Annotated in this window: 12 protein-coding genes; all 12 read left to right on the top strand. The window is 44.1% G+C overall.

The annotated features are described in order from the left end of the window. Window positions 1-75 precede the first annotated feature (75 nt). The 12 genes from ACUYLD_RS14850 (at window position 76) to ACUYLD_RS14795 (ending at window position 19,675) form a co-directional block, all read left to right on the top strand. Complete coding sequence (locus ACUYLD_RS14850) at window positions 76-960, top strand: flagellar hook-basal body protein (RefSeq protein WP_446675400.1); 885 nt, start codon at window positions 76-78, stop codon at window positions 958-960. A gap of 13 nt (window positions 961-973) precedes the next feature. Continuing rightward, window positions 974-1,801: a flagellar hook-basal body protein gene (locus ACUYLD_RS14845; RefSeq protein WP_061831646.1), complete on the top strand. Its 828-nt coding sequence runs from the start codon at window positions 974-976 to the stop codon at window positions 1,799-1,801. Window positions 1,802-1,811: 10 nt separating this feature from the next. After that, window positions 1,812-2,024 carry a DNA-directed RNA polymerase subunit beta gene (locus ACUYLD_RS14840; RefSeq protein ID WP_061831651.1) on the top strand — a complete coding sequence of 71 codons (213 nt, stop codon included), beginning with the start codon at window positions 1,812-1,814 and terminating at the stop codon, window positions 2,022-2,024. An 895-nt stretch (window positions 2,025-2,919) separates the two neighbouring features. Further along, window positions 2,920-3,366 carry a 3-hydroxyacyl-ACP dehydratase FabZ gene (gene fabZ, locus ACUYLD_RS14835; RefSeq protein WP_013312312.1) on the top strand — a complete coding sequence of 149 codons (447 nt, stop codon included), beginning with the start codon at window positions 2,920-2,922 and terminating at the stop codon, window positions 3,364-3,366. 98 nt (window positions 3,367-3,464) lie between these two features. Next, a complete protein-coding gene (locus ACUYLD_RS14830; protein ID WP_446675399.1) occupies window positions 3,465-5,183 on the top strand; it encodes a phospho-sugar mutase in 1,719 nt (572 codons plus the stop codon). A gap of 259 nt (window positions 5,184-5,442) precedes the next feature. Then, a complete protein-coding gene (locus ACUYLD_RS14825; protein ID WP_446675398.1) occupies window positions 5,443-7,458 on the top strand; it encodes a DUF5693 family protein in 2,016 nt (671 codons plus the stop codon). Beyond that, on the top strand, window positions 7,434-8,570 hold the full coding sequence (csaB, locus tag ACUYLD_RS14820; RefSeq protein WP_446675397.1) for a polysaccharide pyruvyl transferase CsaB: 1,137 nt from the start codon (window positions 7,434-7,436) through the stop codon (window positions 8,568-8,570). Before ACUYLD_RS14825 ends, csaB begins: the two co-directional genes overlap by 25 nt. A gap of 8 nt (window positions 8,571-8,578) precedes the next feature. After that, window positions 8,579-9,340, top strand: a complete 762-nt coding sequence (locus ACUYLD_RS14815; RefSeq protein WP_254328256.1) for a WecB/TagA/CpsF family glycosyltransferase — start codon at window positions 8,579-8,581, stop codon at window positions 9,338-9,340. 137 nt (window positions 9,341-9,477) lie between these two features. After that, window positions 9,478-10,608 carry a glycosyltransferase family 4 protein gene (locus tag ACUYLD_RS14810; protein ID WP_013312307.1) on the top strand — a complete coding sequence of 377 codons (1,131 nt, stop codon included), beginning with the start codon at window positions 9,478-9,480 and terminating at the stop codon, window positions 10,606-10,608. Window positions 10,609-10,799: 191 nt separating this feature from the next. Beyond that, the gene (locus ACUYLD_RS14805; protein ID WP_446675396.1) at window positions 10,800-14,819 is read left to right on the top strand and encodes an S-layer homology domain-containing protein; all 4,020 of its coding nucleotides are present in this window, start codon (window positions 10,800-10,802) and stop codon (window positions 14,817-14,819) included. A gap of 352 nt (window positions 14,820-15,171) precedes the next feature. After that, on the top strand, window positions 15,172-18,309 hold the full coding sequence (locus tag ACUYLD_RS14800) for an efflux RND transporter permease subunit (protein WP_254328258.1): 3,138 nt from the start codon (window positions 15,172-15,174) through the stop codon (window positions 18,307-18,309). A gap of 19 nt (window positions 18,310-18,328) precedes the next feature. Next, window positions 18,329-19,675, top strand: coding sequence for an efflux RND transporter periplasmic adaptor subunit (locus ACUYLD_RS14795; protein WP_254328259.1), 1,347 nt, complete (start codon window positions 18,329-18,331; stop codon window positions 19,673-19,675). The last annotated feature ends 354 nt before the right edge of the window (window positions 19,676-20,029 follow it).

Below are 20,029 nucleotides of genomic sequence, written 5' to 3'. Positions count from 1 at the left end.
GTGCGGTCAGACAGGTTGCCTGCCTCCGCGCGAGCATATGATTTTAGCAGAGTATAGGATTGGGGTGCACCATACATGTTGAGAGGTTTATATACTGCGGCCGCCGGATTGATGACACAACAACGACGCCATGACACCGTGACGCAAAATATTGCTAATATGAATACGACGGGATACAAACAGGAGAACAGTGTTCAGCGTTCTTTCCCCGAGATGCTTATTTCCATGACGGGTGGTAACCCTGATAACCCGGACCGTACGGTCGGCAAGCTCAATACTGGCGTTTTTGCTGAGGAAAGCCTCTCCCCTTACATTCAGGGAGCATTAAAGGACAGTGGACAAGCGACGGATTTCGCGATACAGTCCAATATTAATGTGAACGACCCAGCTACTGGTCAACCTATGGCTTTTGATCAGGCAGGGAAATTCATCAATGCTAACGGTGAAGTCACCTACCGTCCAGAAGCGTTTTTTACGGTGCGGGACAGTAATGGTAACGTTCGTTATACACGTGATGGACATTTTCAAGTAAATGGAGCAGGAGCATTGCTTTCATCGACTGGCTCAGCGGTGCTGGATACGAATGGAAAGCCAATTCAATTGACGGGGGCTGTCTCAGCGCTTAAAGTAAATGAGCTGGGCGAATTGGTAGATAGCCAGTCCAACCAGACGTTAGGGACGACGCTCGGTATTAGTGTCATTGATCGTCCGTACCAGCTCGTTCGTGAGGGCAATGGAAATTTCCGCCTGAATGATACGGACGGTGCTACAGCTAGAATGATGACCGCTAATGACGCTGTATCCGTTCGTCAAGGTTATCTGGAGGTATCTAATGTAGATGCTTCACAGTCGATGGTGGATATGATGGCTGCGTTAAGAGCGTATGAGGCGAATCAGAAGGTAATTCAATTTTATGATAAAAGCTTAGACAAGGCCGTTAATGAAGTAGGCCGTGTATAACAGGGGGTAAGTGATGAACAACTCCATGATTGGCGCAATGGTATCTATGGCCAGTGTGCAGCAGCGTTTGGATTTAATTGCCGATAATATTGCTAATATCAATACAGTGGGTTATAAGAGTAAACAGGGTTCCTTTGAAGATGTATTGGCCAATGTGCAGCAACAGCCTTCAACGTATCTCCAAAATGGACGGGCCATGCCGCTCGGCTATAATTTGGGCTACGGAGTTAAAACGGCTGCAATCATGAAAAATATGGAGCAAGGTCCGCTCAAGGAGACGGGACTTCCTACCGATCTGGCGATTCAAGGTAATGCCATGTTTGAAGTCCAGGGGAATGGGCAAAAAGCTTGGACCCGTGACGGTAGCTTTCATTTTGTTCCTGATCCAAATGATAGTGCGACGATGATGTTGACCACTGCTGAAGGTTACTCCGTGCTGGATAACAATGATGTTCCTGTGACTGCTCCAGCGGGTTCCAAGGTGGCTATTAACTCGGATGGCGAATTGCTGATTCGTGCTAATGGAATCGGGAATCCGACGGTTGGTCAGAGAATCAAGCTAATGGATGTACAGCGTCCAGAGGGACTGGAACAGCGGGATGATAACCTATTCGTGTTGTTGAATGGTGTAACAGAGGCAAATGTATTCGGAGCAGCAGGTGTGGCAGGTGCTGTTCCAGCGGACGTATCTGTGCGTTCCGGTTATCTTGAGGAATCTAATGTGGATTTAGCGGGCGAAATGACGGATATGATGCAAGTTCAGCGGATGTATCAAATGGCGGCACGGGCACTAACTTCTAGCGATACGATGATGAACCTGGCCAACAATCTGAGGGCTTAAGGATTTGGTGATGAAAGAAGAACAATCTGATTCCCGTCCGGTGCCTGAAAAGACGAAGTCCCGCTGGCGTACTGCTCGTTATTTCATAGTTCCGTTGCTGCTCTTGTTATCGCTGTTAGGCGGCTTAATTGCAGGATATGTAATTGTAGGTAAGCAAGGGTTGTCAGGCGTGTTCGAGTGGAAAACCTGGCAGCATGTCATTGATCTTATATTTGCGCCTTAATTTTACTTTAAAAGAGTGGGGTGGCGGGAAAAGACCGCTCCGCGTGCAGATTGTTCTTCCGATTGCTGTTATCCCCAGATTCCTTTTGATTATAAAACATTGGAGGTTTGAATCCGGGGATAAAGGCAAACGCTGCGCTTCTTCAGAACAATTCTGCCCGCTCGGCTGGCTACCCGCCATCAGGGCCACTTTTATTAAAATAAACCACCCGCAATTTGTGTGGGTAGTATATAACAAAACCCTGTGCCAGTGGCGCAGGGTTTTGTTATGCTTTTAAGGGAGGGGCCTCCAGCGTAGCACGCATGGATTGTGGCCAATGAAGGCCATCACAGAGGCCTTCGGTTTTCTCTGCCCTTCACGGCAAGCGAGCATTATTGAAGCGAGCTTTCTTTTTGAGCCAAAAGTAACTCGGCGGAGGGATTTATTTGAATCTGGAGAAGCGATAGCGTTCGCCTTTGCCCCTAAATTTTAACCCTGCAGGTTTTATAAAATGAGAAAATTTAGGGGCAACAGCGATCGGAAGATCAAATAAATCGTGCAGCCCCTCCCGCTTTGCTCAATTGAATCTCCGCTTCACCCCATAATCGGAGCACCCAATATGGTACTTCCGCGTAATTTTCTTTTTGCATCTGTTAACTGTATAATGATGGGGAAGTTTATAACACTGCGGGGTAAAACCAAGCACGGGCAAAAGGGCTTCTTCGCGCCTCAGGTTGCATAACCGGCGGAAAAAGCCCCTTATCTCAACCTCCACTTCTGCAGTAGGTGAAGGATATCTAACATTGTTGCCGTTATGAGCTGTTTTTATGCAGCGTAAGCGGGGTAATATTATGCTTGCAGTAACTCATGACTGATACAGAGTCAAACCTGCAAGCGGGAGGAGTTATTAAGGTAAATGGACAAATTGCAATTGGATGTTAATCAAATTCAGGAGATTATCCCACATCGAGCGCCTTTTTTATTGGTGGATCGTATTATTGAGCTGGAGGAAGGGAAAAGAGCAGTAGGCATTAAAAATGTAACGATGAATGAGCCTCATTTCATTGGACATTTTCCGGGGTATCCTGTTATGCCTGGTGTGTTGATCACCGAAGCACTGGCTCAAGTTGGGGCTGTCGCATTACTGCACCTAGAAAGCAATCGTGGCAAAATCGGGTTCTTGGCAGGGTTGGATGGTTTCCGTTTCCGTGGACAGGTGGTTCCTGGAGATACGCTCACGCTTGAAGTGGAAATCACTCGTTCCAAAGGCGCATTTGGCAAAGGGAAAGCTACAGCTAAAGTAGGCGATACGGTAGTAGCTGAGGGCGAAATTATGTTTGCTTTATCTGACCCTCCCCAATAAATAAAGCTCTGCCAACATAAGCACGACGTCCGAACCGAGTGCATGTGTACATAGAAATCCTGTTTTGACAACCCAAAAATGGAGAGGGGAAATTCCGTATGACGCAGTTGAGTAAAAAAGCACTAGAAGGCATTGAGAGCTGGCTGCAAGACCCTTATATTGATGAAGAGACCAAACAGGAGTTGCGCGCATTGGAAGGCAACGAGCAGGAACTGGAGGATCGCTTTTACAAAGAGCTGGAATTTGGTACAGGCGGTCTGCGTGGAGTGATCGGGGCAGGAAGTAACCGGATGAACCGTTACGTCATTGGACGTGCGACTCAAGGGCTGGCTCGCTATATTTTAGAACAGCATGCTGGTAAAGAAGGCAAACCTTCGGTTGTCATTGCACATGATTCGCGTCATTTTTCACCAGAATTTGCTCTGGATGCAGCTTTGGTGCTGGCGGGCAATGGTATCGTGGCTAAGTTGTTCCCTTCCTTGCGTCCAACGCCACAGCTTTCGTTTAGTGTACGTCATTTGGGAGCCAGTGGAGGGATTGTTGTGACAGCGAGTCACAATCCTCCTGAGTATAATGGATACAAGGTATACAACGATGAAGGGGGTCAGCTTGTTCCAGATCAGGCTGAGCAGGTAATTGGTTATATTCGCGAGGTTCCTTCGTTTGCCGACATTCGCAGTCTGACACGTGAGGAAGCAGAGGCACAGGGATTGTTGGTTTGGCTTGGAGAAGAGGAAGATGAAGCGTTTGTAGATACGGTAGCCAGTGTGAGTGTGAACCGTGAGCTGATTGCAGCCGGACCAGGCAAAAACTTCAAAGTTGTGTTTACACCTCTCCATGGCACTGGAAATGTACCGGTTCGTCGTGTGCTGGAGAAAATCGGTTTTGAACAGGTGCATATTGTGCCTGAGCAAGAGTTGCCAGATGCTGAATTTTCGACTGTCAAGTCGCCAAACCCAGAAGAACGTGATGCGTTTAAGCTGGCAATTACGCTGGGTGAGAAAATTGGTGCAGATCTGTTGATTGGAACAGACCCTGATGCTGACCGTATGGGTGCAGTTGTGAAAAACCGTGATGGCGAATATGTGGTATTGTCCGGTAATCAGTCTGGCGCGATCATGGTTTACTACTTGTTGAATCAACTGAAAGAAACAGGCAAGCTTCCGAATAATGGGGCTGTTATCAAAACCATCGTAACCAGCGAAATGGGTGCAGTCATTGCCGAACATTTTGGAGCAACCGTGTTTAACACACTAACTGGCTTCAAGTATATTGGCGAGAAAATGAACCAATTTGACCAAACTGGCGAGTACACCTACCTGTTTGGCTATGAAGAGAGCTATGGTTATTTGGCAGGGAATTATGCTCGCGATAAGGATGCTGTCTTGGCGGCTATGCTGATCGCTGAAGCTGCTGCTTATTACAGCACACAAGGTAAGACGCTCTATGATGTTTTACAAGAGCTGTACGAGCAGTTTGGCTACTTCCTTGAGAAGCTGGAGTCTCGTACCCTTAAGGGTAAGGATGGAGTGGCACAAATTCAGGGCAAAATGACCGATTGGCGTAGCAACGCGCCTCAAGAGATTGCAGGCGTGAAGGTAGACAAGGTACTGGACTACTCACAAGGTCTGGACGGACTTCCACAGGAAAATGTACTCAAATTCTTACTTGAGGACGGTTCGTGGTTTTGCCTGCGCCCTTCGGGCACAGAGCCGAAAATCAAAGTATACTTTGCGGTACGCGGTTCCTCGCTGTCAGACGCGGAGCAAAGAATCAGCCATCTGGTCGATGCTGTTATGGCTCGCGTAGACGCTTGAGAAAAATCCCTTTATAATAGAATAGGTTAAGGTAATTGGATAAGATATAGTAATCGGTGACCTCTCACGGCAAAGGGCAGTACGCCGTGGAGGTCATTTCTGTATTGCAGAATAACCTGGAAGAGGCTTTGGGAAAATAGGCTTATTCCGGCAACGGAGGATTTTGCAAAATTCAATGAGTGACCTACCAAAAGGCTGAGTATGACGAGGTGGGCAGCATTGAATTTTGCAAAATCCCGAATATTAAGGAGGTTCTTTGGTGTATCAGAAATGGCAGTATTGGAATACGGCTTCTCGAAAATGGTTATGGATTTTGGTGGCTGTCGGCTTGCTGGCTTCCATTCCAGTCATCGCCGATCGTGTGAAGACAGAATCCTCGAGTAAAAAAGTAGAGATTGTATTCGATTATCGGGATTTGACAGAGGCAGCCTCGTATCAGGCTCACCCGCAGGACTATCTGAATGAGCAACTTGACCGCTTACAGCAAGCGGGTGTGAACAGCATGGCGATGTATGAAAGTACGTTGGATGATTTCCGTAAAGCGGGTCGCGTCGTAACCTATACAACTCAGAACGTTGCCGATATGGAAAAACGGCTTTCACCTGCAAATGAGAATTTTACGTATATTGTTTTCGCTGATAAAGAAAATGCCGAGGCATTAAAGCCGTTAATTTTACGTACGTTTACAAGCCTGGACATCAATGTAAAACCTTGGACTTATCAGGGACAGGAAGGGTTAGTTGTGGAAACATCTCCAGAGGATGCGTATCTCAAGCCCATGCAGCCTGACCCGATTGCGATGAAGCAGCTTCGGAGCAAAGGATTTTTTATTGTTCCACGGATGAGCGACAGTCTTCCTTACAACCAGGAGTTGACGGAAGAGATGCTTGCTTCCTTTCAGCAAAATGGTGTAAAACGCATTTTGTTTGAAGGTGATTCAGTCAAAGGCTTCACCGATAACGAGAAAGAGCATAGCTTAGCGGCATTTGCTAAATTGCTGAACAAATACGATATTGGCCTAGCTGCTATCGAAAACTTAAAAAAACCGCAAGCAGGCTTCAATAAGCTCGCTTACGATATCCACTATAATGTTGTGCGTTTATACTCATTGAGTGATAAAGATTCAACGCTCGATGTTGAAACGTTGGCCGATCGTTTTGCATTGGCCACCAAGGACCGTAATATTCGCATGTTGTATCTGAATACCGCGCCTAGCCGTAGTATTGCTGAAGCCAAGGTGAAGGATTCGGTAGATAACCTAATCCACAGCTTGGACAAGCCGGGTAACGCTGTACAACGGATGGAGAAAAAGGGGTTTGAACTCGGACAGGCTGAACCGTTCCAAGTCGTCGATTCGTCCATTCAGCGCTATCTGAAAATGATTGTCGTACTAGGTGCACTGGCATTCTTCTCCATTACGGTGTCCTATTTCGTCCCGGCATTGACTTTGCTGGCATTTGCACTTGGCTTGGTAGGTTCAGCAGGACTTTATGTTTTGAACTCTAGCTTGATGGAGCAAGGCCTGGCTCTACTCGCAGCGATTAGCGGACCTACGGTTGCAATGATCATCGCTGTGCGTACGATTAGAATTAAACGTGAACAGGGTGCTGAACTTTCTGTAGGTCAGCGTTTGATTCAAACGTTTATACTGTACGTGCAGACGGCGATTTTGTCGCTGGCTGCGGTGCCTTTCGTTATTGCGCTGTTGAACAGTATTGCCTACAGCCTTGTGCTGAATCAATTTAGAGGTGTAAGCTTGCTTCACATTCTGCCGATCTTCTTGGCAGCGATATATATTTTCTTTTATCGTGGCGTTTCTATACGGGAGGAAATTTCCAAGCTGCTACGTACGCCGATTACTGTATTGTGGGTTATCGCACTGGCTGTTATCGCAGCCGCAGGTTATTACTATTTGACTCGTACCGGAAATGCGGGTACGGTGTCGAACACGGAGTTGGTCTTCCGGAACTTCCTTGAAAATGCGTTTGGTGTACGTCCGCGCAATAAGGAATTTTTGATGGCTCACCCACTGTTTATTGCAGGGGCATTCCTGGCTTTGAAATATCGCAAAGCAATCTATTTGCTGATTATAGCTGCTATTGGTCAAGCCTCTATGGTGGATACCTTTGCTCACATTCACTCTCCAGCGGCATTGTCGCTTAGTCGCGGGCTGTTAGGCTTGGGCTTGGGCCTGGTGCTGGGAATCATCGCAATTGTCGTGTGGCAAGTGCTGGAAGGGTGTTGGAAGAAATGGTCACCACAGCTCAAACGATAATCATCTCGGGTTATTACGGCTTTAACAATAGTGGAGATGAGGCGGTGCTTAAGTCGATTTTGACAGCTTTAGAGGAGGAGAGTCGTCAGGCGGGGATTACAATCAAGCCTGTTGTTCTGTCTTCTGACCCCGCTTGGACACAGAAAATGTACGGAGTAGAAGCTGTACCACGGATGAGTCTGGGGGAAGTTCGTAGAGCGATTAAAAACAGCGATGGGCTAATAAGTGGCGGCGGTAGTTTGCTCCAGGATGCAACAAGCCCTAAAAGTATTCCGTATTATCTGGCGATTCTGAAACTGGCCCAATGGGCTGGAAAACCGACGTTTGTATATGCTCAGGGCATTGGTCCGGTACAACGGAAGATATTTTATCCTATGATCCGTTCTGTGTTTCAGCGTTGTGAATATGTTTCTGTAAGAGATGAGCAGTCTGCCGCACTACTGGGTACTATGAAACTAAAAAAACCGGTTGTCGAAGTTGTTCCTGATCCGGTAATGGGGCTTCCATTGCCCTCGGGTTCCGAGCAACATAAAGCAGCAACTGAGACGGATAAGGATAAACTTCCGATCGTTGGTGTATCTGTACGTTACTGGGATAAGGAGCGTCGCGATTTAACGGCTATTGCGGACGGCTTGAAAAAATTAGCTGCTGAGCGCCGTGTACACTTACGCTTTTTACCTTTCCATCTGCCTGATGACGAGCAGGCTTCAAGGATGGTAATGGATTTGTTGGGGGATATTAGGGGGACGGGAAGCCTTGTCAGCATGTGCGATCAAGTCACCGATCCTCAACAGATGCTTTTGGAAGTCAGTCGTTGCAGTTTGATGATCGGGATGCGATTACACAGCTTGATCTATGCAGCATCCCACCAAGTGCCTCCGTTGGGGATATCCTACGATCCCAAAATTGATCATTTCCTCAGCCGTGTCGGTAGCCAGCCTGTAGGCACTACAGAGGCACTGGATGGACAAAAGCTGGCTAATGAGTCTATACGGTTGCTGGATCAGCGAAGTCAATGGATCGAGAGCCAGGGAGCGGCCATTGCTTTGTTAAAAAGTGAGGCTCGCTTACCGGCACAGCATATCGTTAATTACTTGTGTCGCAAAGGATGATGGATACAGTGACAGTTGATAAGGTTACGAATGTGCCTACCGTCCCGATTTTCGGTGTTCCGGTATCAAGGCTTAATATGAAAGATACATTAAAGGTATTAATTCAAGCAGTGGAGTCTCGCCAGCCCCATCAAGTGATCACTGCCAATCCGATTATGGTCATGGCTGCATTGGAAGATCCAGTGTACATGAATGTGATGAAAAAGGCAGAGTTGATTGTTCCAGATGGGACTGGCGTGGTCTGGGCTGCAAACTATGTAGGACATCCTGTGCCTGAGCGGGTAGCGGGCTTTGACTTGTTACATGAATTACTTGCAGCTGGAGAAAACTATCATTGGAAGGTTTATTTACTGGGATCAACATCTGAGGTGATTCAAGCGACCGCAAAGCGGGTACATGAGCTTTATCCCCGGATTACGGTTTGTGGCAAGCGTGATGGCTTTTTTGGACCTAAAGAGGATGAAGCGGTGATTGCAGCCATTCGTGAAGCAAATCCCGATTTGTTGTTTGTAGCACGTGGAGCGGACACACAGGAACCCTGGATTGGTAAATATAAGGAACAACTGGGTGTGCCGGTGATGATGGGGGTTGGCGGTAGCTTCGATGTTATATCAGGCAGAACCAAACGCGCACCTAAATTGTTCCAAAAGCTACGGGCTGAATGGTTATATAGACTCCTCAAAGAGCCAAGCCGATACAAAAGAATGCTTGCGCTGCCGAAATTCGCCGCGAAAGTGATGCGCGAAAAAGAAAACGTCACAAAAGTGTGATAAATAGCTTGAATCTGCCTTCAAAACCCGCTAATTTGCCAGAATATGAAGCTTGGTATTTATTTTTGATCAGAGTATAATTCAATGCGGTTACATCTGAAAAGGGATTGCTTTAAAATTGGGGGTCGAATGATCAAATGTTATTGATCTATATTATTGGGTTCATCATGGCACTGGGACTTGCGCTGTTACTGACACCGCTCGTCAAGAAATTCGCTGTGAAGGTTGGAGCCGTCGATGTACCGAATGCCCGAAAAGTACATACCCGAATTATGCCGCGTCTTGGCGGACTGGGGATTTTCTTGGCATTTCTGTTGTCCTTATTGGCGGTGTTACCTTTTGTGCCTGACGGAATGCTGTCCTCTCGGGATATTAACTTTATCGCAGCCTTTCTGATTGGCGGCACGCTGATTACACTGATTGGTGCTCTCGATGATCGTTTTGATCTCAATGCAAAATTGAAATTTTTGGCTCAAATTGCCGTTGCGTGTATGGTCGTGTTTGCTTTTGATATTCGTGTAGATTTTGTAAATGTACCTTTTCAGGATGCATACTCATCTTTGGAAAGCTGGATTTCCATTCCGCTTACGATTTTCTGGATCGTAGGTGTAACGAATGCCATCAATTTGATTGACGGTCTGGATGGACTGGCTGCAGGTGTCTCAGGAATTGCGATTGGGACTATCTTTGTGATGTCGGTATTGATGGGCAATTACATGGTAGCTATGCTTTGTCTTGTACTGCTGGGCAGTATTATCGGATTTTTATTTTTCAACTTTCATCCTGCGAAAATATTTATGGGTGATACAGGGTCATTATTTTTAGGTTTCTGTCTGGCCATGCTATCCATGCTTGGTTTCAAGCAAATTGCTATCGTATCTTTTATTACGCCATTGATTATTATCGGTGTACCTTTGTCAGATACATTCTTTGCTATCATTCGTCGCAAGTTGCAGAAAAAACCGATTTTCTCTCCGGATAAAGGTCATTTGCATCACTGCTTACGCGAACTAGGTTTCAGTCACAGACAGACGGTGTTGATTATCTACGGTATTGCGGCATTTTTCGGTGTATTGGCCGTGATTCAATCGTCTGCTGCGCTTAATGAAGCGAACTGGGTCACCTTTGTCGTGATTTGTATTATGATGTTCTTCCTACAGATTGGTGCAGAGGTTATTGGTCTTGTTGGCAAAACCAAACGCCCAGTTATAAACACACTGATTCGCTTGCTGGCTAAGCCAGATTCCCAAACGCGTTCGAAATTATAATTTTAATTTAAAAAGTAAGCCTTCAAGCTTGGCGGTATACCGCGGGTTTGAAGGCTTTTTTGATGTTTGCTGTAAAAAAAATCCCTCCTTTTTTGAGAATTTACTAATTTTTTGTATGTTTACTACCGATAAAAAAAGTATTGAATGATTACGTACCCCAAGGTGCGACAGAATCAAAGGAGGACAATGATTTGAAACGATTGCTATCCATGTTGCTGACGGTTGGTCTCATCATTGGCTTGGTGCCGGCGGCCCTGGTAGGTACGGCTCATGCTGCGACGGGAACTTATTTTATTTTTCCAAGTGAAAAATATGATGTGGATTCGGCTAGAATGGTAAACACTGACCGAGTTACAGTTAACGGTACGATTAACGGAGTGAACGGAAGTACTATATCTTATAGTGTATTCCAACTCTCTAAAAATGGAACAAACCTTAACGTGGTTAATAAGAACGAGAGTCAAAAAGGCGGAATTACAGTCAGTGGCTCTACGCTTAAAGTTACAGACATTAAACTGTTTCCTGGTTTGAACCGGATTACATTTCAAAGTAGCCAAAATTCGGCTGATATGAAGGACTCCATTTACATTGAGTATCAGGATGGGCCTAAGCTTTATGATCTATCTGCTACGTTGAATGGTGAAACCGAGCAGTTGCTTGAGAATCAGACAGCGGTGCTGACAGACGCACGCAATAGCGGTACGGATGATGTGAAAGTAGTCATTCAAGGTACGGCTCCTAATGCTGACAGTGTAACGCTCACGTCTGCAAAAAGCAGTAATACGTATACAGTTAACTCTTATACCGCATATAAATTAACAGGTAGTGTGGTACTCAGTCCAGGTAAAAATATAGTGACTATTAAAGTGGGCAACGGAACTCAGGCCCTCACAGTTACACGTGAAATTACGATTTATACGGGTAAACCGGAATTCTCTGATTTGACCCTGAATAAGGATGGGAATGTTTCTGCTGATTTGACCACTTCGCCTGACTTTACCGTATCGTCTACAAGTGGTGTGGTTTTAAAAGGTAATGTTTTGGTGCCAGGCGGTGCAACCGATCCAGGAGTGGCCACAATCAATGCACGTTTTACCGATGTGAGTAACAATGGTAGTGCTGTAGGTAGTGCGACTGGGGTTGATGCCACAATTGATACTGCAAATGTAGTTACATCAAATGGTTATAAAGTATATCCATTTCAGGTGACTGTACCTTCGGAAGCTGTACTTGATCATTTGACCAGAGCATCCTTGGGCATAACTTATACGGATAGCAGTACACCTCCAGCTCCATCGGCTGTCCAATTTACATTGCGCAGCAGCACTCAGCCGTATATTGATGATGTTAACTATCTTCCTGATTTTAATACTCAATTGTTGAACAGAACTAAAGGAAGCGGGTCTGATCAGGCAGCTGCCCTAGATGAAGCTATGAAATTAACAGGTAGCTCTATGAAGAACAAGACTACAGATGCTGCATCTGTACCCGTAGGTATGGAGTTTATCGTTGTTAATGGTGCACCTTCTTCAATTAGTGAGCTTTCCGGAGTAACGGTTCATACTGTAGGGTCGCCTCAAGATGTGATTCGTACAATTAATGGTAAGTCAACGCAAGTGAAGAAAATTGTTGCTTATGTAGACACTTTGCCTAAAGAAGGACAAAATGTACTGAATTTTTATCTGAATGGTGATTCGACCAAGTTAATTAAAGCTACGGTGAATCTGTTGCAGGGTCCGTTCATGAAATACGACACGATTTATGATGGGCAACAAATTCCGTTGAATACATCCAGCTCAAACTTGAATACCTATAAATTGACTCAGCTGGGCAACTTTAAAGGTAAATTGCTTGATGTGAGCAACGCAGCAGATATTCATTACACTGGAAGTAACCGAAATGTATTTCTGTATATTAATAATGTATTGGTTGATTTGGATGGTTCAGGAGCGGACTTCAAGCTTGCTGCTTCCTCGGAGACAGCCGCAGCCAATGCCTTGGCGAACGGAAATAATGAAATCAAGTTTGTATACAAGCCAGGTATTGAGTACAGCAATACGGTAAAAGTAAACTTTACACAGACGAATATTCCAGTAATTCCTGTTCCCAACACACAAGGAATCATCCCTTTTACACCAGTTAGCGGCTTGAGCAATACGCCGAAATATAGCGAAATTGCTCCGAAATCAAAAGATGCTAATTTCACCAAAGTGGATGACACCAACTACAATACATCTCTGAAAAATATCAATGTATTTGGTACTTTCAGTATTGCTGATTTGGGTAAAGCAGATCAGGTAAATGGTTCGTTAAGTGATATTGCTAATAAAGATCAATATATTTTGGAGATTAAGGGATCGGATGACAGTGAAGTCAACTGGACACTGAGTAACGAGTTTTTCTCAGCAGAAGATGCTAAGACAACATACAATTCCGGTTCTACTACAGATAAATTTACAAATAAAGATTTAAAAGACCTGCTTGTGTACTACCATCCGGACAAAAAGTATTTCAGCTTTGTGTTGAAAAACCAAACTATTTCGCAAGATGGAACACCAGTAGCTTATAACATTACCTTGTACAATAGCGGCAAGGGCGGACCATTTGCTACTTTCCGACTGCAAGTATCCGGTCAATCCACATCTTTTGATATTTTGCGTCCACTCCCTGAAAAGAGAATCGTGAATCAAAACTTTGTGCAAGTTGTTGTAAATGCAGGTAATGCAGATAGTGTTACGGTAGGTAAAGAAACAGCAGTTCAAGAGGGTTTCGACTCTGATTATGATGGCACCATTGATTATCCATCAACTTACAAAGCCATCGTTACAGGTCTAAAAGCCAACAAAGATAATAAAATTGATGTAGTGGTTACTGTAGGCAAAGAAAAACTGAAACAGACTATTACTGTTAAATATGTGCCTACTAATATCCCTGGCGAGCAGTACATGGAAGCGATGAAAACATCGCACAAAGTGTTCGATGGTAATCTTACACTTGCTTTTGCGAAGGGAACGAGTCTAATTCGCCGGGATTACGATCAACCACAGCAATTCAAAAACCAGGTTTTCTCTGGCCATACTTTGTACTTTGCGATAGCAAATAGCGAAGATGGTGTGGTAGATCGTCATGAATTTGAAACTGAAAAAGCATTGTCCGATATGCGGAGCTTGATCGCAGATGGAAGTAAATATTTCAACCGGGATTTTCCAAGTCGCTTTACCAAGTCCAGTCCGGTATTCTGGATTGACCCTGGTACCGCAGATGATATCAAAACGGATGCTTACGATCCGGTGACATATGGTGCTGATCCATATCAATTGGCTAACAAATCGCAAAATGACAATAGCAAGATCAAAAACTTCTACTGGCGTGACCCATCTAACGAGCTAGTACCTTCCAAGCGTGCTACATTGACGCTGACGTATGATAGCAGTATTGCTCAGGATGCAGGGAAACAAATGTCGGTGTTCTATTTTGATTCTGATCTTAAAGACTGGCAGAACATTGGTGGTGTGGTGGATCCGAAAAAACACACCATTAAAGTACCGTTTGATCGTTTCGGTTACTATGTAGTTGCTAAAGTTGGAGAAACGTATAGTGATGTCATTAAGCACAAATACGCCAGAGATTACATCGAAGCCATTTTGGCTAAAGGTGTCATGAACCCAATGGATCCAATTAATAGCTTTGGACCTGACAGCTACATTAAAAGAGGCGAATTTACGTCTATGATCGTCAAAGGTCTGCAAATTCCGCTTAATTTCAGCGGAGCGAAGCATTTTGACGACGTGTCTATTCCAAATACGATATCAGCAGATGCGCTCTATGATTATCGTTATATTGAAACAGCTGCGCGTGCCGGTATTGTCAAAGGTTCACAACCAAGAATCTTTATGCCGGAAGATGTAATCACGCGTCAAGATGCAGCAGTCATTATTGCCAAGGCATTGAATTTGAAGCTGGAAACAGATCATGACAAAATCATGAAGAACCTGTCTAAAACCTTTAAAGATGCGGACAAGATTGATTACTATGCGCAAGCATCTATATTGGCTATCGCCAAGAAAGGCTTTATCACAGGGTCACCTGTGGATGCAAGTGATCTGAAAAAAGGATATATGTTTAATCCTACTTCCTTGACCTTGCGCGGAGATGCAGCGATTATTGTAGCTAAAGTTATGGCTGATAAAAAACTGCTTCCTAAAATCTAATCAACAAAACACCTGAATTTATTAAACATCCCTCCATGCGAAATGGTAATTCCCTTTCATATACATGTGAGGGATGTTTTTTATAAATCAGCTATTTGACTGGGATTAAGGGCCTATGCCATAATATCAATGAGATGAAAACTTTGGCTAAGCATTACAACGTTTTTTATTTTTGATTCACATTAAACGTATGTAATTAACTGTTTTTTTTTAAGTGTTTATCTCAAAATGTGTTTATTATTTTTTTATATGTTTTTTTTGCACATTTATCTGAAACTTTACGCCTATTTCATCGTAGTAGTGGATGAGTGTGCTTAAATATTACATAGAGAAGTGAGTGGGGAGTGATGAGATGTCTCAGTTTTCAATACGCCGTCCTGTAACAGTATTTATGTTAATTATTGCTTTGTTAATCGGGGGCGGTATTTTTGCGTTAAGACTTCCTGTAGAGCAAATGCCGGATATGAAGCTGCCATTCGCTGCAGTGGTGACTAGTATTCCAAATGCAACGCCTACAGAAGTTGAGGAATTGGTTACTAAACCTATTGAGAAGAGTCTGGCTTCTATTGAGAACGTGGATAAGGTCATGTCCGAGTCTTCAGAAGGAACATCTATGGTCATGATTCAATTTAACTGGGGAGTAGATATCAATCAAGCAACCCTCGACATGCGAGATAAAGTTGATGGGGTTAAAGGGTCTCTTCCCAAGGCGGCTAATTCGCCGCGTGTCCTTAAGGTGGATCTCAACGCAACGCCGGTTATTACGCTCTCTCTTACAGGAGACCAGGATATTAACAAGTTGAAGCCTATTGCTGAAGATATTATTGAGCCGCGGCTTGAAAGAATTGCGGGAGTAGCTGCAGCCAACATGTCAGGTGGGCAAGCTCGGCTTGTGAAGATTACCGTAGATCAAGCCAAACTTCAAAGCTATGGCATTACGCTAGATCAAATCAGCCAAGCGCTATCGTCTAATAACGTAGCGGGTTCTGCTGGTTCGGTGTACCGAGGCAATACAGAAATCCAACTTCGGGTTCAAGGTGAATACAAAGCTGTTTCAGAAATGGGTGAAACGCCAATTCCAGTAGGGAAGGGAAGCATTAAGCTAAAGGACATCGCGAAAGTTGAAGATTCCTTGGATGATGTTACAACCATTTCTACCTATAACGGAAAGCCAAGTATCAATATTTCTGTTACTAAAGCTACAGGGGGGAATACCCTTTCAATCGCCGATTCTGTAAAGGATAGTTTAGATTCGATACGGAAGGAATTGCCTCCGGGAACTCAATTGGAGATGGTAACAGATGCATCCAAACCCATTAGCGACTCCGTACACTCATTAGTAGAGCATGCTATATTGGGACTTATTATCGCAGCTATTGTGTTGCTATTATTTTTGAATAGTATACGTTCTACCATTATTGCTACTATCGTTATTCCAATTTCCTTCGTAGCTACGTTTATGATGATGTATTTCACCGGACAAACCATTAATATTATTTCACTGAGCGGTTTGCTTCTGGGGTTAGGATCCTTTGTCGATTTTGCGGTTGTTATTATTGAGAATATTTTTAGACAGCGACATGAAGGGAAAAGCATGCTACAAGGGGCTATTGATGGCTCCAAGCAGGTGGGTAATGCCGTTATGGCATCTGCACTTGCGCAGATCGTAGTATTTTTACCAGTTGTTTTTGTTGACGGAATTGCGGGAGTTCTATTTAAACCGTTGGCGTTAACAGTTATTTTCTCTCACATTGCAGCCTTGCTTGTATCCCTTATGATTGTGCCGATGCTGGGCTCACGTTGGCTACCTACCGTGCCAGATGAATCCATTTATTCTTCAGGTACTTATAAGGGTGTTAACCCTATTGTGTGGTTTAATATTGGCTTCGAGAAATTTAAGAGTGGGTATCGCCGTATACTGAAGTGGGGAATTAACCATAGAAAATCTGTGTTAATTATTACTTTATTAATGTTTGTGGCAGCTGGGGCTCTAGTTCCTTTCGTTAAGGCTGAATTTATCCCAGCATCCGATACTGGGGAATTCACAATTAACGTGAAACTTCCTAATGGAACGGTCTTGGAAGAAACGGAAAAGGTTGTTCAAGATATAGAAAAAGAAATTTTGAAAGTTCCGGATCTGGATAAAATGACAGTGACTGTTGGTTCTGGTGGCAATTCTGGTTATTCAGGGGCAGCTCCAACCAACTCAGCAGATCTAAGTGTAACACTGAAGGATGGACATCAGGCAACAGATGTTATAGTTGAGGGTCTTCGTAAAAAATTTGATAGCATTCCGGATGCAGAGATTACAATGGCGTCTACAACAGGCCTTTCAAGCGGAGCGGCTGTTAATATTAACTTAAAAGGTGACGATATTGACGTCCTGAGAGAACTCTCGGACAATCTCGTTGCGGACGTAAAAAACATACCAGGTACGGTCAATGTGAAAAGTACCTTGAGTGCTGTTCGCGAAGAATATGAGATTACCGTTAATCGGGAGCTTGCGAGTCGATATGGCTTATCAGCAACTCAAATTTTATCAGCAGTGAATACTTCTTTTAATGGATCAGTCGCCACAAGCTATCGTACAGGTGAGGATCAGATTGATGTGAAGATATCGTTGCCAGAGCAAAACCGCCATGATTTGTCAAATCTAAAAGCCTTACGGATTACCACTTCGCAAGGTATTGATGTACCTTTGTCTTCCGTAGTAAGTATTGATAAACGGACTGTACCCGATACTGTTACTCGTGAAGACCAAACGCGTCAAGTGCAGATTACAGCTGATATTGATGGAACAGGGGATATTCTTACTATTAATCAAAAAATAGATGCTCTTTTGAAGAGTACTCACTTCCCTGAAGGCTACAGTGCAGATACGGGTGGTGGACAAAATGAACAAATGCTGGAGTCCTTTACGAACTTGGCGATAGCTATTTTACTATCTGTCGTGCTCATTTATATGGTTATGGCAGGACAGTTCGAATCGTTGCTCACACCGTTTGTTATTATGTTTTCCGTTCCACCTACGGTAATTGGTGTGCTTATCGGTTTAGCTGTAACCGGGGCGAGTCTCAGCGTTTCAGCTTTGACGGGTTACATCATGCTCGTCGGGTTGGTTGTCAACAATGCCATTGTTATGATTGACTTTATAATTCAGCTCCGAAAAGACGGCCAAGATCGGGATGAAGCTATTATTCATGGAGCGTCTGAGCGGTTGCGTCCAATTTTGATGACCACGCTGGCTACTGTACTAGCTTTGCTCCCAATGGCATTCGCTACAGGAGAGGGTAACGAAACACAAGCACCGATGGCAGTAGTTGTTGTATTCGGGTTATCCTTCGCAGCTGTTATTACATTGATTCTAATTCCGGTAGTCTACGTCATCATGGATAATATGATACAAAAACGTAAGAATCGGAAATTAAAAAGACAAGCGAAGAGAGAATTAAAAAAAGAAGCGAAACTACAAAAAAGTGTTCATATATAAGGTGAGGTGGAGAAACATAATGAATAAAAAAAGTGCTCTGATTGCTACAACTTTGCTTTTATCAGTTGCATTAGCGGGTTGCGGTGGGGGGGAGGCCCCTGCCGCTTCAACTGCGGCGCAGCAAGCCATTCCGGTCCAAGTGGCCAAAGTGACCAAAGGTAGTATTAACGATTCAACAGGTATCATTGGTAGCTTTGCTCCTAAAGAGACGGCTCAGGTGTCTCCGAAAATTAGTGGCAAAATTCAAAGCATTAACCTTACAGTGGGGCAAAAAGTAAATAAGGGCGACACATTGTTTACTATAGACCAAAAGGACTTGCGGGACTCCATTAAGCAATCTCAAGAGTCGTACCAGGTTGCCCTGGCCAATTTAAAGCAGGCAGAGTCAGGTGCAGCGCAATCGGTGCAGCAGGCAGAATCCAGCGTGGATCAAGCCAAAAGTGCGCTTGTCCAGCAAGACAACACGATCACTCAAGCTCAGACCAGTCTGGTAGATGCTCAGAGTTCCGTGCGTGATGCTCAAAATACGCTCAATCGCAACCAACAGCTGTTTAGTGCGGGTGCTCTTTCTCAATCCGAGTTAGAGCAGTCTCAAATAGCGCATAGAAGGGCTGTAACTGCGGTGGAGAATGCACAGATCACACTCCATAATGCACAAACGTCTAAGGAAAGTGCGCAAACAACATATAATAATGCTCAAAAATCATTACGTCTTGCACAACAGAAAACGGGCATTGACGTAGCTCGTGCTTCTGTCAATCAGGCTAAGTCCAGTTTAGACACAGCTCGTAGTCAATTGGTGGATGCTGTAGTTAAAGCTCCAATCTCTGGCACAATATCAGTAGTAACAGGAACCCAGGGGCAAATGGTTAGTGCACAATCCGCGGTTGCTACAATTGCGAATACCAATCCTATTATTGCTAAAGTTAACGTTTCTGAAGCTGAGCTTCTTAAGTTGCAGGTGGGTTCATCTGTAACTGTAGGCGTGGACTCGTTAAATAAGCGGATTGAGGCCAGAGTATCGGCTGTCAATCCGGTAATGGATAATGATCTTAAGGCATATCCTGTCGAGATTTCAGTCCCTAATGGTTCTGGTGAATTAAAATCAGGGATGGTTGTAACTGTATACATGAAATCAGAAGCTCCTAAAAACATTTTGGTATCGCAGGATGCCATTACGGAGCAGGCAGGGAAGAAGTATGCTTATGTAGTGGAGGGAACTGTTGCTAAGCGGGTAGAAGTGCAGACAGGCCAGGAAAGTGCCAAACAGGTTGAGGTAACCAAGGGGCTTGCTGAAGGACAAAATGTTGTCGTTAAGGGTGTTAGTCTACTTACGGATGGCGCGAAGATTAATGTAGTGAAGTAATTTGTCTCGGTTATATTTACTGTAAATCATTGTTACTCCGTCATTCCTACTACTTAAAGTGTATTAGAGTATTAGATTTCAAGAGAATCTATAGACTATATGTGCTTTATATATTCTATGGATAATTCTTAACGAATATACTCCATTAAAGACCGACTTAAATGTACGAAAATAATCCTTGTACATTTAAGGTTGAGAAGGTAAAAGTTGTAGGATGACGGAGGAACAGGTTCAATAGTATAATTATGACTGTGGAAAGCGGAATACATAATCAAAAAAAATAAAATTTTTTTTTGAAACGGACGCAACTTTTTGAACCCATGCTACGTCTAATTGGGTGAGTATGAAACAAAG

It is taken from the genome of Paenibacillus sp. SER-28 (genome assembly GCF_052906305.1).
Note: the sequence above shows the minus strand (reverse complement) of the source record. Positions and strands in the feature narration are given on the sequence as shown.

Coding starts and splice junctions, on each gene's coding strand:
- ACUYLD_RS14850 (WP_446675400.1), top strand. CDS start 76: ATGTTGAGAGGTTTATATACTGCGGCCGCCGGATTGATGACACAACAA.
- ACUYLD_RS14845 (WP_061831646.1), top strand. CDS start 974: ATGAACAACTCCATGATTGGCGCAATGGTATCTATGGCCAGTGTGCAG.
- ACUYLD_RS14840 (WP_061831651.1), top strand. CDS start 1,812: ATGAAAGAAGAACAATCTGATTCCCGTCCGGTGCCTGAAAAGACGAAG.
- fabZ (WP_013312312.1), top strand. CDS start 2,920: ATGGACAAATTGCAATTGGATGTTAATCAAATTCAGGAGATTATCCCA.
- ACUYLD_RS14830 (WP_446675399.1), top strand. CDS start 3,465: ATGACGCAGTTGAGTAAAAAAGCACTAGAAGGCATTGAGAGCTGGCTG.
- csaB (WP_446675397.1), top strand. CDS start 7,434: ATGGTCACCACAGCTCAAACGATAATCATCTCGGGTTATTACGGCTTT.
- ACUYLD_RS14810 (WP_013312307.1), top strand. CDS start 9,478: ATGTTATTGATCTATATTATTGGGTTCATCATGGCACTGGGACTTGCG.
- ACUYLD_RS14800 (WP_254328258.1), top strand. CDS start 15,172: ATGTCTCAGTTTTCAATACGCCGTCCTGTAACAGTATTTATGTTAATT.
- ACUYLD_RS14795 (WP_254328259.1), top strand. CDS start 18,329: ATGAATAAAAAAAGTGCTCTGATTGCTACAACTTTGCTTTTATCAGTT.